The 14660-nt window shown below is 69.2% G+C and carries 11 protein-coding genes and 1 pseudogene; 11 read left to right on the top strand and 1 reads right to left on the bottom strand.

The window, feature by feature from the left end; translation table 11 throughout:
• Nucleotides 1–68 precede the first annotated feature (68 nt).
• The 8 genes from OG254_RS01840 (at nt 69) to OG254_RS01805 (ending at nt 11357) form a co-directional block, all read left to right on the top strand.
• Nucleotides 69–884 (top strand): PaaX family transcriptional regulator C-terminal domain-containing protein, encoded by an 816-nt coding sequence (locus OG254_RS01840; protein WP_405576659.1) that lies wholly within the window; start codon nt 69–71, stop codon nt 882–884.
• Nucleotides 885–1359: 475 nt separating this feature from the next.
• The gene (locus OG254_RS01835) at nt 1360–2307 is read left to right on the top strand and encodes an ABC transporter permease (protein WP_405576657.1); all 948 of its coding nucleotides are present in this window, start codon (nt 1360–1362) and stop codon (nt 2305–2307) included.
• On the top strand, nt 2304–4250 hold the full coding sequence (locus OG254_RS01830; protein ID WP_405576655.1) for a dipeptide/oligopeptide/nickel ABC transporter permease/ATP-binding protein: 1947 nt from the start codon (nt 2304–2306) through the stop codon (nt 4248–4250). Before OG254_RS01835 ends, OG254_RS01830 begins: the two co-directional genes overlap by 4 nt.
• Nucleotides 4247–5335, top strand: a complete 1089-nt coding sequence (locus tag OG254_RS01825; RefSeq protein ID WP_405576653.1) for an ABC transporter ATP-binding protein — start codon at nt 4247–4249, stop codon at nt 5333–5335. Before OG254_RS01830 ends, OG254_RS01825 begins: the two co-directional genes overlap by 4 nt.
• The gene (locus OG254_RS01820; RefSeq protein WP_405576652.1) at nt 5317–6867 is read left to right on the top strand and encodes an ABC transporter substrate-binding protein; all 1551 of its coding nucleotides are present in this window, start codon (nt 5317–5319) and stop codon (nt 6865–6867) included. Before OG254_RS01825 ends, OG254_RS01820 begins: the two co-directional genes overlap by 19 nt.
• Before the next feature lie 112 nt (nt 6868–6979).
• Complete coding sequence (locus OG254_RS01815) at nt 6980–8386, top strand: carboxylesterase/lipase family protein (protein ID WP_405576651.1); 1407 nt, start codon at nt 6980–6982, stop codon at nt 8384–8386.
• A gap of 149 nt (nt 8387–8535) precedes the next feature.
• Complete coding sequence (locus OG254_RS01810; RefSeq protein ID WP_405576650.1) at nt 8536–10983, top strand: SpoIIE family protein phosphatase; 2448 nt, start codon at nt 8536–8538, stop codon at nt 10981–10983.
• A 167-nt stretch (nt 10984–11150) separates the two neighbouring features.
• Nucleotides 11151–11357: a DUF2180 family protein gene (locus OG254_RS01805; RefSeq protein ID WP_405576648.1), complete on the top strand. Its 207-nt coding sequence runs from the start codon at nt 11151–11153 to the stop codon at nt 11355–11357.
• A 192-nt stretch (nt 11358–11549) separates the two neighbouring features.
• Here the strand turns inward: OG254_RS01805 and OG254_RS01800 are convergent, their stop codons facing one another.
• Nucleotides 11550–12185 (bottom strand): nuclear transport factor 2 family protein, encoded by a 636-nt coding sequence (locus OG254_RS01800; protein ID WP_405576647.1) that lies wholly within the window; start codon nt 12183–12185, stop codon nt 11550–11552.
• Nucleotides 12186–12418: 233 nt separating this feature from the next.
• On the opposite strand from OG254_RS01800, the gene OG254_RS01795 reads away from it, so the two are divergent.
• The 3 genes and pseudogenes from OG254_RS01795 to OG254_RS01785 all read left to right on the top strand — a co-directional run bounded on the left by OG254_RS01795 (nt 12419) and on the right by OG254_RS01785 (nt 14656).
• On the top strand, nt 12419–12790 hold the full coding sequence (locus OG254_RS01795) for a hypothetical protein (protein WP_405576645.1): 372 nt from the start codon (nt 12419–12421) through the stop codon (nt 12788–12790).
• Nucleotides 12791–12852: 62 nt separating this feature from the next.
• A pseudogene (locus OG254_RS01790) lies at nt 12853–14226 on the top strand (BTAD domain-containing putative transcriptional regulator).
• Nucleotides 14177–14656, top strand: a complete 480-nt coding sequence (locus OG254_RS01785) for an LLM class flavin-dependent oxidoreductase (protein ID WP_405594790.1) — start codon at nt 14177–14179, stop codon at nt 14654–14656. The pseudogene OG254_RS01790 and the gene OG254_RS01785 overlap by 50 nt, the downstream one beginning before the upstream one ends.
• Nucleotides 14657–14660: the final 4 nt, after the last annotated feature.

The raw sequence follows: 14660 nt of genomic DNA, 5'->3' as shown, positions 1-14660 counted from the left end.
CGCCTGGCGCCGGAGCGGCGCCGTACCGGTCGATAGGATCGCCACCGCACACGACGGAAGGCGATCAGGTGGAAAGCTCCATTCGGCCAAGCTCCCTCATCAACACGGTCTACGGAGCATTCGTCCGGCGGCTCGGCGGATGGACGTCCATCGCCGACCTGATCGTGCTGATGGGGGAGCTCGACGTGGACAGCCAGGCGGTGCGCTCCGCCATCTCCCGGCTGAAGAAGCGAGGCGTCCTCGTGCCCGAGCGCCGCTCGGGCACGGGCTACAGCCTCAGCCCCGCCATGCACCCCGTCTTCGACGAGGGTGACCGCCGCATCTTCGAGAGCCTCGAACCCGCCGCGCTGGAGGAGGGCTGGGTCATGGCGGTCTTCTCCGTTCCCGAATCGGAACGCACCTACCGCTACCAGCTGCGCACGCGGCTCACCTGGCTCGGTTTCGGAAACATGGCACCGGGCCTCTGGCTGGCGCCGGCCCGACTGCTGGAGCCCGCCCGCACCACGCTGGAGCGCCTCGGCCTCAGTGACTACGTCCACCTGTTCACGTCGCAGTACGCGGCGTTCAGCGACCTGCGAGCCACGGTGAGCACGTGGTGGGACTTCCCCGCGATCGAGGCCCAGTACGCCGCCTTCACCGACCACTACGGCCCCGTCCTCGAATCCATCAATGAGCGCGAGGACATCGACGCGGGAGAGGCGTTCCGCCACTACGTCCCCATGCTCACGCAGTGGCGGCGCCTGCCCTACCTCGACCCGGGTCTGCCCGCCGAACTGCTCCCCGACGACTGGAACGCGGTGACCGCCCGTCAGCTCTTCCAGCGGCTGCACGGCGTGCTCGCCGCACCGAGCCTGGAGCATGTACGCAAGGTGACGGGCTTCTGAGCCTGCGACGCCGGGGTTCCTCGCCCCGCTGCTAATACGAGTAACGCGCTTCCCTGGGGCAGGGTCGTGCCGTCCATGGCGGCAGCGGGCACCCCACCCTTAGCCTTTCTCCTTCACTCTGCTCACCCTCTGGACGTCTTGCTGGTAACACGTGTAAGCAGTCTCCATGGCGACGCATGGGTGCACAAGCGGGTCGTGCGGCTCGTTACTCAACGTTTATGTCGTAGTTCTAGCGGTCGACGAAATTTCGCTATAACGTCCCGGCTTGGGTAGCCGCACCGTCCCGCCGGTGGAACCAGACGCCGCGACAGGACCTGCGCGCCGACCTCTTCGTGGCCCCGTTCTGGGAGCCGACTTCCTTCTCGTTCTCGCGGTCACCGCTCTCCCGCCCGGCTCCGGTGGCGGGCGGCTGTGACTAGCGCCCCCGAAAAGACATGAACGACCGATCAGTTGCACGACTCACGGTGAGGTGAGCATGGCAATCCTGCGCCTGGTGGCAAGGCGACTGCTGTCGTCGATCCCCCTCTTGTTTCTGGTCTCCGCGTTGACCTTCGTCCTGGTGTCCCTTGTCCCCGGAGATCCGGCTCGCACGATCGTCGGTCAACACGCGACCGTCGAGCAGTACCAGGCCGTGCGCGGGCAGCTGGGTCTGGACGAGGCGCTGCCCGTCCAGTACGGGCAATGGCTGGCGCGCGTCTTCCACGGTGACCTCGGCGCCTCCCTGTTCAGCGGCGAGGCGGTGACCGACGTACTCGGCGCCAGGCTGCCGGTGTCCCTGTCCCTGATCATTGCGGGCACCCTGGTCTCCGGTGTTCTCGGAGTGGCGCTCGGCCTGGTGAGCGCACGGCGCGGCGGCTTCCTGGTGAAGCTCGTCGACGGCCTGTCGCTCGTCGGCCTGGCGGTGCCGGCGTTCTGGTTCGCACTCGTGCTGATCGCGGTCGGTTCCGTGCAGCTGCGCTGGTTCCCCGTCACGGGCTATGTGCCCTTCGCCGACGGCCCGGCCGAGTGGGCGCGCTCGCTCGTCCTGCCGGTTCTGTCACTGTCGTTGAGCGCGGTGGCGATCATCGCCAAGCAGACCCGTGACGCGGTGCTGGACACCTTCGGCCGGGACTTCATCCGGGTGATGGAGGCCAACGGGTTCTCCCGGCGCTCGGTTCTGTACCGGCACGCGCTGCGCAACGCCGCCCTGCCCGTCGTCACGGTTCTCGGCGTCGTGCTGGTCAGCCTGCTCGCCGCGTCCGTGTTCGTGGAGACCGTGTTCGCCATGCCCGGGCTCGGCAGTCTCACCCAGCAGGCGACCGTCCAGCACGACATCCCCGTCATCCAGGGAGCCGTCCTCTACATCACCGTCCTCGTGGTGATCGTCAACCTGCTCGTGGACCTGGCCTACGGCCGACTCGACCCGAGGGTGCGTACCTCATGAAACTCGCCCCGACGTCCGCTCCGACCCCGTCCGCTCCGGCCGTCCGACGCCCCGGACTCATGAAACGGGTACTGCGCCGTCCCGGAGGAGCGCTGTCCTTCGGCTGGCTGGTCCTGGTCACCGTCGCCACGCTCGCGGCCCCCGCCGTGTCCGCCCACGGTCCGCTGGACCAGGACCTGGGCCAGGTACTCGCCGGCCCCTCCGGCCACCATCTTCTCGGCACCGACAACCTCGGCAGGGACCTGCTCAGCCGCCTGCTCTACGGTGGCCGCTCCACGCTCCTGGCCGTCGCGGAGGCACTGGCCGTCTTTCTTCTGATCGGCGTCACCTCCGGACTGGCGGCCGGCTTCCTCAGGGGATGGGTCGACTGGCTCGTCACGCGGACCGCCGATCTGCTGTTCGCCCTTCCAGGGATCATCATCGTCCTGGTGGTGCTCTCGGTGTTCCCGGGCAATCTGCACGCCGCGATGATCACGTTCGGTGTTCTCGGCAGTCCCGGCATCACCCGCGTTCTGAGGTCCCAGACCCTCGGCATCCGCGAGGAACTCTATGTCGCCGCGGCCCAGGTGGCGGGCCTGAGCCGGGCCGGGATCATGCGCCGCCACATCCTGCCGCGGCTGGCCAGTACGGTCATCGTCCAGTCGTCGCTGTTCGCCGCGGTCGTCGTCGTCATCCAGTCCGGCCTCGGCTTCCTCGGGCTGGGCGCCCAACCGCCCGCCCCGTCCTGGGGCGGTCTCGTCGCGGACGCCTCCCAGAACATCGACCGCGCGCCGTGGATGCTCGTTCCCGCCGGTGTCCCGCTCGTCCTCACCGTGATGGCACTGGCCATCCTGGGCGACGCCATCAGGGACGCGGCCACGGAGAACTGGTCCATACCGAAACTGGGCGCGCCGGAGCGGCGGGCCAAGTCGCGTACGGCCACAGTCGTTTTCCCCCGGAACGGCGCCGTGGCGAGCGCGCCGACCGAATCCGGAGCACTGCTGACGGTACGCGACCTGTCGATCAGCATCGGCGGGACGCCCGTGGTGCAAGGCGTCAGCTTCCAGCTGGACGCGGGGGAGACCCTCGGCCTGGTCGGCGAGTCGGGATGCGGCAAGTCGGTCACATCGTTGGGCATCCTGGGGCTCGTCCCGGGAGGCGGCGAGATCACCGGGGGACAGGTCCTCTTCAACGGCGTCGATCTCGTCGGCGCGCCCCGCGCCCTGGAGCACGTCCGCGGCACCGGCATCGCCTACGTCTCGCAGGAGCCGATGGTCGCCCTCGACCCGACGTTCTCAGTCGGCAAGCAGCTCGCCGAGGCGGTGCGCAGGCACCACAAGAGCGACCGCCGCGCGGCACGCGCACGGGTGACGCAGCTCCTGGAGATGGTGAACATTCCCGACCCGGCCGGCGTGGCGACGCGTTACCCCCACCAACTGTCCGGCGGGATGGCACAGCGGGTGGCCATCGCCCTGGCCCTCGCGGGTGACCCCGAGTTGCTGATCGCGGACGAGCCCACGACCGCGCTCGACGTCACTGTGCAGGCTGAGATCCTCAGCCTGCTGCGCACGCTGCAGGAGCGGACGGGCATGGCGGTGCTCATCGTCACCCATGACTGGGGCGTCGTCGCCGACCTGTGCCACCGCTCCGTGGTGATGTACGCCGGGCAGGTGGTGGAACAGGGCGAGGTGGAGCCGATGTTCGACCGGCCCCTCCACCCGTACACGGTGGGACTGCTGGGCGCCAACCCTCACCTCGCCCGCCACGGCGAACCGCTGCCCACGATCCCGGGAACCGTGCCCGCGCCCGGCGACTGGCCGGCCGGCTGCCGCTTCGCCGCCCGCTGCCGTCTCGCCGACGAGACGTGCGGCGAAGGCCCGGTGCCGCTCACCGTGCCCGCGCCCGACCGGCTCACCCGCTGCGTCCACCACCAGCAGCTCCTCGCGGAAGGCAGCCGCGCATGACCCAGCCAACCCTCCTGCACATCAGCGACCTCGTCGTCCAGTTCCGGCAGGGCCGTCGGACACCACCGTTCCGGGCCCTGGACGGCGTCTCGCTGACGATCGCCGAGGGCGAGACCGTCGGTCTCGTCGGCGAGTCGGGATCGGGCAAGTCCACCCTCGGCCGCGCCGTGCTCGGACTGGGCCCGGTCCACTCGGGCGACATCCAGTTCGAGGGACGGGACATCCTCCGCGCCTCGACCAGGGACAGGCGTGCGTTGAGCGCCCGGCTCCAGGTGGTCTTCCAGGATCCCTATTCCTCCCTCAATCCGGCCCGCACCATCGGGCAGACCTTGGCCGAGCCGTTCCTGGCGCACGGCGGGACGGACCGCAAGGCCGTCAGCCGGCGCATCACGTCCATGCTCGAACGCGTGGGCCTGCCGGCCGACACCGCGCACCGCTTTCCCGGACAGTTCTCGGGCGGCCAGCGCCAACGCATCGCCATCGCCCGCGCGCTGATGCTCCATCCCCGCCTGGTGATCTGCGACGAACCGGTCAGCGCCCTCGACCTCTCGATCCAGGCACAGGTGATGAACCTGCTCGCGGACCTCCAGCAGGAACTCTCCCTCAGCTATCTCTTCATCGCCCACGACCTGCCCGTGGTGCGCCATCTGTCCCATCGCATCGTCGTGCTCTACCGGGGCCAGGTCATGGAATCGGGGCCTGCCGAGACGGTGTACAGCGATCCGGTGCACCCCTACACGCGCATGCTGCTCGAGGCCGTGCCCGAACCGGATCCTCGCGTGCAGCGGGTGCGCAGGTCGGCACGAGAGGCCAACCGGGTCCTGGGCGCTGCGTCCGGCGGCACGGGGTGCGCCTTCGTCCACCGCTGTCCCCACGCCATCGACCTGTGCCACCGCGAACGCCCCGATCTGCAGCCGTTGCCGAGCGGACGGGAGAGCACCGACGGAGGCGATCGCACCGTCGCCTGTCACCGCTCCGCGGAACTCCACGGGCCGCCCATGCCGCGGCCCACGACCGGACAGCAACTCGAATCCGCACCCAGCGGCCCGGAACGTAAGGAAGCATCATGCGCAGACAGCGAATAGCCGCGGGAGTGGCGGCGCTCGCCGCGCTCGCGGCAGCGACCACCGCGTGCAGCGGCTCAGGGTCCTCGGGCTCCGACGGCGCCTCCGGGGGCACGCTCACCGTCGTTTCGGCGGGTGCGCCCGCGAGTCTCAACCCCGCCAAGGCCAATGTCGGTTCGGACAACTGGTTCGTCAACCTCGCCTACGACACGGTGCTCCGCCTGGGTCCGGGCGGCAAAACCACCGCGGGCCTGGCGACGAAGTGGGGCTACGTCGGCACTGGCAACAAGACCTTCGACTTCACGCTGCGCCCGAACCTCAAGTTCGCCGACGGCACCCCGCTGGACGCCAAGGCCGTCGCAGCCTCCCTCAACTACACCCGGAAGAACGGCCTCAACGTCTCCTGGACCTCGGCCATCAGCTCGGTCACCGCCACCGGACCCCTGACCGTGCGCATCCGGTGCGCCGACCCCAACCCGATCCTGCCCCAGCTCCTGAGCCAGGTACTCATGATCGGCTCCGCCATCAGCCCCAAGGCTCTGTCCTCGCCGGGCGCCATGGGCACCAAGTCCTTCGGAGCGGGACCCTACGTGCTCGACACGGCCCACACCGCGACGGGCGACCACTACACCTACACACCCAACCCGAACTACTGGGACAAGAAGAAGATCCACTGGAAGAAGGTGGTCATCAAGGTCGTCGCCAACCCCAACTCGGCGCTCCAGGCCATCAGGACGGGACAGGCCGACGCCATGGCGATCACCGCCAACCAGGTCGACACCGCCAAGGCCGCGGGACTCAACGTCACCGGCAGCCCCAACGTCTTCCTCGGAGTCACCCTCGCCGACCGCGACGGCACCCTCGCCCCGCCCCTCAAGGACGTGCGCGTCCGCAGGGCGCTCAACTACGCCGTCGACCGAGCCGCGATCACCAAGGCCGTCGTCCAGACACACGGCCACCCCACGGACCAGATCTCCCTGCCCGGCCTCGACGGCTTCGCCCCCGACTACGACGACCACTACTCCTACGACCCGGCAAAGGCGAAGAAGCTCCTCGCGGAGGCGGGATACCCGAACGGGTTCCGGCTGAAGATGGAAACCCAGGGATTCTTCGGTATCGACCTCGTGTCCCAGGCCGTGGTCCAGCAGTGGCAGAAGATCGGTGTCAAGACCGACGTCACCACCGACACCAGCGTCGGACAGTGGCTCGCGTCCGCCACATCGAAGAAGTACCCGGTCCTGGGCTTCGGCTACGGCGGCGCACCTACCTACACACTCGCCCTGGACTGGATGCTGCCGCACCCGACCGCCTTCAACCCCTTCGCCACGTCGGATCCCAAGCTGACCCGGATGATCGCCAAGGCGAACGCGGCGCCTGCGCAAAACCGGCGGGCCCTGTACCAGGACGCGATGCGCTACGTCGTCGACCAGGCGTGGTTCGTCTCCGTGCTGCGCATGGATGGGCTGTTCGCCTTCAACGGCAAGAAGCTGGCCGGTTTCACCGCCGCCCCCAGCTACATACCCGACCTCGCCTGGGCCGTCACCCCGAAGTAGCGGCGGCGCATCGGCCCACGAAGACAGCATCGGCACACGAAGAGAGCGGCGAGCGTGTCCGGCGGACGATGCCGGACACGCACCGGGCCGCCCGTTGACGAAGGAGTTCCGTATGGTCGGACAGACTGCCGACACGACGCACGGACCGGTCCAGGGCGTCACCGACGAAGGCGTGCGCGTATTCAAAGGCATCCCGTTCGCGGCTCCGCCGGTGGGACGCCTGCGCTTCCGGCCCCCGCAGCCGCCGGAGCCCTGGACGCGGCCGAAACCGGCAACGGACTACGGCCCTGCCGCACCGCAACCGCGTGACCCGGTGCTGGAGCAGATGTTCGGCCATCCGCCGCTTCCCACGAGCGAGGAGTCGTGCCTCACCGTCAACGTATGGACGCCTGAGCGCGGCGCCCACAACCTGCCCGTCATGGTGTGGCTGCACGGAGGAGCATTCCTGACGGGCTCGGGCCGTGACCTGGTGTTCGACGGCAGCCGGCTCGCCGCACGGCACGACGTGGTCGTCGTCACCGTGAACTACCGACTCGGCCTCCTGGGGTTCCTGTACCTGGGCGAGCTGCTCGGGGACGAGTACGCGTCATCCGGCAACCTGGGTCTGCTGGACCAGATCGCCGCCCTGCACTGGGTGCGGGACAACATCACCGGGTGCGGCGGCGATCCGGACAACATCACCGTGTTCGGACAGTCCGCCGGGGCGATGAGCGTCCTCACGCTGATGGCCATGCCGGCCGCACAGGGCCTCTTTCACAAGGCCATCGCCCAGAGCGGCAGCGCCGAGTACACGCACACCCGCGAGCGGGCCACCGCCGTGGCCCGGGACCTGCTGTCCGCGCTCGCCCTTCCCGAACACGAGGCACGGCGGCTCCTCGACCTCCCGGTCGACACCCTTCTCCATGCGCAGCAATCGGTGGGGGAGAGCATGCGCGAGCGCGGCGACCCTCTCGGCCTGCCGTTCGCTCCCGTCGTTGACGGAATCACCCTTCCGCAGGCGCCGCTGGCAGCGTTCACCTCAGGAGCCGTACCCCCGATACCCCTGATCTCGGGAACCACCCTGGAAGAGGAGCGTCTGTTCCTGGTCGGCCCGCAGGCGCCGCGCGGAGACGAGATCCTCGCCGCCCTCATGGGGGAACGCATGTTCCACGCGCCTACCGCGAGGCTCGTCGAGGCGCACGCAGCCCGAACCAGCCAGGTGTGGACGTACCTGTTCACCTGGCGTTCCACGGCCCGGAACGGGGAGCTGGGCGCCTGCCACTCGCTCGACCTCCCCTTCGTGTTCGACAATCTGTGTGCCCCGGGCGTCGACCGGTTCACCGGCCCCGCCGCGCCACAGCGCCTCGCGGACGCCATGAGCTCCGCGTGGGCGTCCTTCGCGCGCCACGGCCATCCCGGCGCCGCCTGGCCCGCGTTCGACACCACTCACCGGGCCGGCATGATCTTCGACGAGATCTCACGGATCGAGTCGGACCCCTTGAGGGACATCCGAACGCTGCGGGGCGTGAGAGAGCCGTGACGTCCCTCTCGCCGGCGCACGAGTGCCGCGAGTCCACAAGGTCCTGTCGTTGAGAAAGTGCGACGACGGGCGCAGGCTGGAGAAGCCTGGAGCGCCCTGCGGACGAGGGCGACCAGGACAGTGGTCCACCTGTGGACGAGGAGGTCGCTGTGTCGGCCGGTCCTGACGACGGGCGGCTGGTACCGAGGCAGGCTGCCGTCATAGCGCTGGATGCCCGGGGCGTTGCCACTGCTTGGAGTGACGCGGCGCGTGAGCTGCTGGGCTACCGGCCCGAGGACGTGCTCGGCAAGCGCCTTGCCGGATTCCTGTCCGGGCCCCTTCCGGCCGAGTACCGGCGCTGCTGGGCCGAGGCCGTGCCATGGACCGGCTCCGTCGCTGTACATCACCATGACGGCCACACTCTTCGCGTCCGCCTGGAGGCCCACCCTCTGCTCAACGCGATCGGCGAGACCGACTGGTTTCTCACCGTCACGGGTGTTGAACGTTCTGCCACAGGTCCGGCTGCTACGGGTGAACCGGATCTCTCCCGCGTCAAGCTGTGGGCGCTCGAACAGCTTCCGCTGCCGATGGCGCTCTTCGACCGGGAGGGTCTGTGCTGTGCGGTCAATGCTGCTACGACCCGTGTGATGGGGATGCCGGAGCGCGATCTCCTCGGCATCCAGATCGGCCATACCGGCCCGGGACAACCGATGAAGGGTCTGGAACGCATCGGAGAGGCTGCCGAACAAGTCTGGCGCCGGGGTGAGCCGACGCAGGTGGAGGCCTATCTGCGCACCCCCGGCGAGACGCACCCCCACGCATGGCTGCTCTCGCTCTATCCGGTCAAGGACCGCGAAGGCCAGGTATGCGCACTGTCCCAGGCGGCAGCCGACACGACAGAGCAGTTCCGTGCCCGCCAGCGGCTGAGCGTTCTCAACGAAGCCGGGTTGCGGATCGGTACGACACTCGATGTCACACGCACAGCGCAGGAGTTGGCGGAAGTGGCCACAGAACACTTCGCCGACTTCGTCACCGTCGACCTGATCGAAAGCCTCGTCGTCACCGAATTCGAGACACCTCCTGCCGGTGACCGCTCGTCACTGCGCCGCACCGCCCAGCACTCCGTCATACCGGGATGCCCCGAGGCCGTGGTCGCGCTCAGGCAGGTGCACAGCTACCACGAGCAGTCCCCGCCGGGCCGCGCCCTGGCCACCGGCAGCGCCTCGCGCCATCAGGTCGACGACACCACTCTCGGGTCGTGGGCCGTGGGGTGCCCCGACCGCGCCAGGAGCATCAGGACTCATGGGATTCATTCCTTGCTGGTGGCACCTCTGTGCGCCCGAGGTGTGACCCTGGGCGTGGCGGTCTTCTGTCGCCACCGCACCGCCGAAGACTTCGACGAGGAAGACCTTCGGCTGGCGGAGGAGCTCGCCGCCCGAGCGGCGGTCTACATCGACAACGCCCGCCGCTACACCCGCGAACGCGACATCGCACTCGCTCTGCAGGCCGGTCTCCTGCCTGAACGCGTTGTCCATCAGGCCGCCGTGGAGGTGGCCTGCCGGTATCTGCCGGCGGACCCCGAGGTGGGCATCGGCGGTGACTGGTACGACGTCATCCCGCTGTCGGGAGCGAGGGTGGCACTCGTGGTGGGAGACGTTGTAGGACGCGGCATTCAGGCGTCCGCGACCATGGGTCGGTTGTGCACGGCCGTCCGTACTCTCGCCGATGTCGACCTCGCGCCCGACGAGTTGCTCACCCAGCTCGACGACCTCGTCCTGCGCATGGACCGTGGCGACCCGGCGGACGGCACCAGCCACACGCCCGTCGACGGACAGGGCGAGGTGGGAGCCACCTGTCTCTACGCCGTCTACGATCCCGTCTCCCGCCGCTGCACCATGGCTCGGGCGGGCCACCCCGCGCCGGTTCTCGTCACGCCTGACGGCACCACGGACTTCCTGAGCCTTCCGGCCGGCCCCCCGCTGGGCCTGGGAGGGCTGCCTTTCGAAACAGCGGAGTTCGACATGCCGGAAGGCAGCGTCCTTGCCCTCTACACCAACGGTGTCATCGACGGTGCGAACCGTGACGTCGACGAGGGCCGAGCCGTGCTTCGAACGTCCCTCGCCGACTCGAAACGTCCGTTGGAGGACACCTGCGACAGCGCGCTCAAGGCTCTGCTGCCCGGCGTCCGCACCGACGACGCCGCCCTCCTACTGGCCCGCACCCGGGCCCTGGGCGGCGATCAGGTAGCCGACTGGGAACTGCCTTCGGAACCGGCCGTTGTCGCTCGCACCCGGGAACTGGTAAACGGTGCGCTCGCAAACTGGCATCTGGAGGACCTCGCCTTCGCCACCGAACTGATCGTCAGCGAACTGGTCACCAACGCCATCCGCTACGGCCATCCACCCGTGCAGCTGCGACTGATCCGCGACAGCACGCTCATCTGCGAAGTGAGCGACACCAGCAGCACGGCCCCCCACCTGCGGCGCGCCCGCACATTCGACGAAGGCGGCCGCGGTCTGTTCATCGTCGCCCAACTCGCACAGCGCTGGGGAAGCCGCCACACGCGGGCCGGCAAGACGATCTGGGCGGAAGTTTCTCTTGCGAGTGAGGGCTTCTGAAAAGCAAGGCGCCGGGCGCCCCCCCGGCCCAGAGTGCGCAGGCCCGTCATGAATGCGGAGACGAGCGGCGCTCTGATGCGCCCGATGTGCCCGATGCGCACGACAAGCGAGTCCGGTTCTGCGGCGATACGCTCGTAATGTCTGCTGCACGGCTGAGAGGCACGTAGATGAACTGCTATGAATGCGCCCAGGCGGGGCGGACCACGGAACCAGTAGCCGTCTGCCGAGTGTGCGGGGCCGCTGTCTGCCCCGAGCACGTGCGGTCCGAGTCGGTGGTCATGCGGGGGAGCGCCCAACCCGGCAAAGTGATCCACGACCGGCCGGCCAGGCGCCTGACCTGCCCGGTGTGCCGTGAGGCGGAACTGACTACCTGAGTCACTCGCCCGCCCGTCTCTCCAAGCGGCACTTCCGACTGCCACGCTGGGGCGTGCTTGCGGTGGGTTGAGCAGTACCTACGGGCGGGACGGGCCGACCGTTCGAGCTCAGCTCGCGGCGAAGCCCGATCTCATCCCCCTTCCCCGGGGGGGATGCGCGGCCGCACTGGGCATCACCCCCCGGGGAACGGCTCAGTCCTTGTTGACCGCCGAGGCCCAGTCGAAGTTGATGCCCATCTGGGCGTACATGGTCGAGTACCCGACGTAGCAGTTGAACTTCTCGACCTTGCCGTTGCGCAGGTACCAGAAGTCGGCAGTCGGTACGTCGACCTTCGCGCCGGTCGGCTTGACGGTGCCCGCCGGCGACTGCAGCGGCCCCTCGAACGTGCCCTGGATCGACAGCTCGATGCTGACCACGTCACCGTTCACGGTGATGCGCTTGAGGTCACGGTGAACATCGGGGAAGAGGTTGGCCATGTAGGGCAGAACGTCGCCGAGCGCCTTGCCTTGGTAGCTCTGGCCGGCGACCTCGTCGTTGAATACGCCGTCCTTGGCGAAGCTGTTGACGAACGCGTCGACGTCCAGGCTGTTGCCCTCCGCCACGTGGTACGCGCGCAGGACGACTGCGAGATTGGCCCTCTCGTGCTTGGTCAGATGGCGGTTCGTGAGCGGCAGCTTCGCCAGGTCGCCAGGAGTCAGGTCCGCGTGGACCGCCGCGCTGCCGGCGACGGGGCTTGCGGCCTGTGTCGGCGCAGCGGCGATGGCAAGACCACCCAGGCTCGCTATCGCGGCCGCGGCGATGATCGTCTTCCGGTTGAGCAGCTTCATGTCGTGTTCCTCCAGGTCGCAGCGGTCTCTCGCACGCTCTTAGTAATTCAAACGTTCGCTTGACTTCATGGATGGAGCCTATGGATGGCGGTTCAGGCTGTCAAGCAGATGTTTGAATTCATGCTGTGACAGGGGCGAATAAGAAGGATCTGCGCCGAGAGGCCGGTCGGCGCACGCGGGACGGCCTGCAGGCGGCCGCCTTGGAGTTGTTCGCTCAATGAGGCCAGGAGGGCGTGACAGTCCGCGAGATCACAGATCGCGCCCGGCCGATGGTGCGGGCACTCGTGGCCGGTGGACAAGACCTGGCCGTGATGCGGACTGTGGCGCGCGTCGTCGGTATCGATGCGCCCCGGGGGTGGGAGCGGCTGGCCTGCAAGTTCGACGAGTCTCGCCGGGTTGCCCTTCGGGTGCTGACAGCGCACCTTCCGGGAGTCGACGACCAGGAACTGATCTTCCGTACGCGATGCGCAGCCGGCCTGCTGAACTGGCTCGCGCTGGCACCCATCGGCGCCGAGCTGGCCGTCATGTCCGCCGAGCGGATCGAGCGGCAGCTGGTCCCCGTGGTGGCTGGGGCGTTCCGCGGGGACGCCGCCGTCGGCTGCTGACCAGGCAAACGATTGCCCGAGAAGCCGTATTTCTGTCTCGGGGAGGCCTCGGCCTGCTGCTGATGGTGCTGGTGTGTCCGGCCGACGCCACCGACCACGGGCCGAACGAACTGCCCGCTAGATTCCGGCAGGTGGTAACGGGGGTACAGGGGTACGAGTTCGGGCTGCTCGGGCCGCTGAGCGGTCGTCATGACGGACGCGAGCTGGATCTCGGCAGCCCGTTGCAGCGTGCGGTCCTGGTGCGGCTCCTGCTGGCACAAGGACGTCAGTGCGGCCTCGACCACCTCATCGACGCGCTGTGGGAGGAGCCCCCCGTCAACGCGGTGCGCTCGGTGCAGACGTACGTCTACCGCATCCGCCTCTCGCTGGGCGAGGAGCGCTCCCGGCTGGAGACCATGCCGGGCGGATACCAGCTCGACATTCCGGAACAGGCCGTCGACGCCCTGCGTTTCGAGCGGCTCGCCCGCGAGGGCGAGGCACTGCGGGCCGTGCGGCAGGCCGGCCCCGCCCTGCGCGCGTTCGACGCCGCGCTGGCGCTGTGGTCGGGGGAGCCGCTGTCCGGCGTGCCCGGCCCCTACGTCCGGCGGTACCGCCGACGGGTCGCCGAACTGCGGCTGAACGCCCAGGTGGCGCAGTTGGAGTGCGCCGACGAACTGGGCGAGCACGCGCGTGTGGCGACGGAACTGGTCTCGCTGATCGCCGACCATCCACTGCGGGAGGACCTGTACGCGCTGCGCATGCGTGCGCTGTAACACTCCGGGCGGGCGGCGGAGGCACTGGCGGTCTACGCCGCGGCCCGCGAGATGATGGTGGCCGAACCGGGCATGGACCCGGGGCCGGAGTTGCGTGAGTTGCAGGCACGCATCCTCGGTGACACTGTCTCTGGCATTGTTACGACCGCGCCTTCGACGGGTGTGACGACGCCGGCCGGTGTCACGGCGTCGACCGGCGCTGCCCCGACGCGTGTCGAGGACTTTCGGGAGGTTCCGGAGGCCCTGGACGCCCCCAAGGCTCCGGAGATTCCAGAGCCCCCGACCGGCCTCCGCCCGCAGCAACTTCCCCCCGCGCCGGGCGACTTCATCGGGCGGGAGCGGTTGCGCGAGCGGCTCCGGCTCGCGTTGCGGCCCAGCGGGGAAGCCGTCGCGATCTCGGTGCTCAGCGGTATCGGCGGCGTGGGAAAGACGGCGCTCGGGTTGCGCGTCGCCCACGGCATCCGCGGCGACTATCCGGACGGGCAACTCTACGTGGACCTGCGGGGCGACGGCGGCCAACCCGCCGATCCGGCCGACGTATTGGTCGACTTCCTGCTCGCGCTCGGCATGCCCGCCGCCGCGATCCCCGCGACGCCCACCGGCCGCGCCGGGGCCTACCGCACCCTGACCGCCGATCGCCGGATCCTGGTGCTCCTGGACAACGCGTCCACACCGCCCAGGTGACTCCGCTGCTCCCGGGCACCCCCGGCAACGCCGCGCTGATCACGACCCGGCACCGCTCACTCGTACCGCCGGGCACCCGGCCACGCTGGAACGTATCGGCCGTCGCGCGGACGGCTGGGCGGGAGTGGCGCTGCCGGTGCCGCAACTGGCCTACGTCATCGGCCAGATCAGGCAGATCGCGGAGGCGAACGGACGTGACCCCGAGGCCCTGCGCACCGTCGTCCGGGTGAACCCCGTGGTGACGCCCGAGGCCGCCCCGAGCGACGCCGTTCCGCACCGGGGGACGGTCGAGCAGGTGTCGGACTACCTGCTCGCCGCCCACGCGGCCGGGGCCGACGAAGTCCTCGTCGACCTCCAGCAGACCGCGCGGAACGCGGAAGAGCTCACGGACCTCGCACACCGCTTTCACGACCAACTGAGCATGGGCTAGGAAC

This window comes from Streptomyces sp. NBC_01092, assembly GCF_045039535.1.
In the GTDB taxonomy this organism is placed as follows: domain Bacteria; phylum Actinomycetota; class Actinomycetes; order Streptomycetales; family Streptomycetaceae; genus Streptomyces.
Note: the sequence above shows the minus strand (reverse complement) of the source record. Positions and strands in the feature narration are given on the sequence as shown.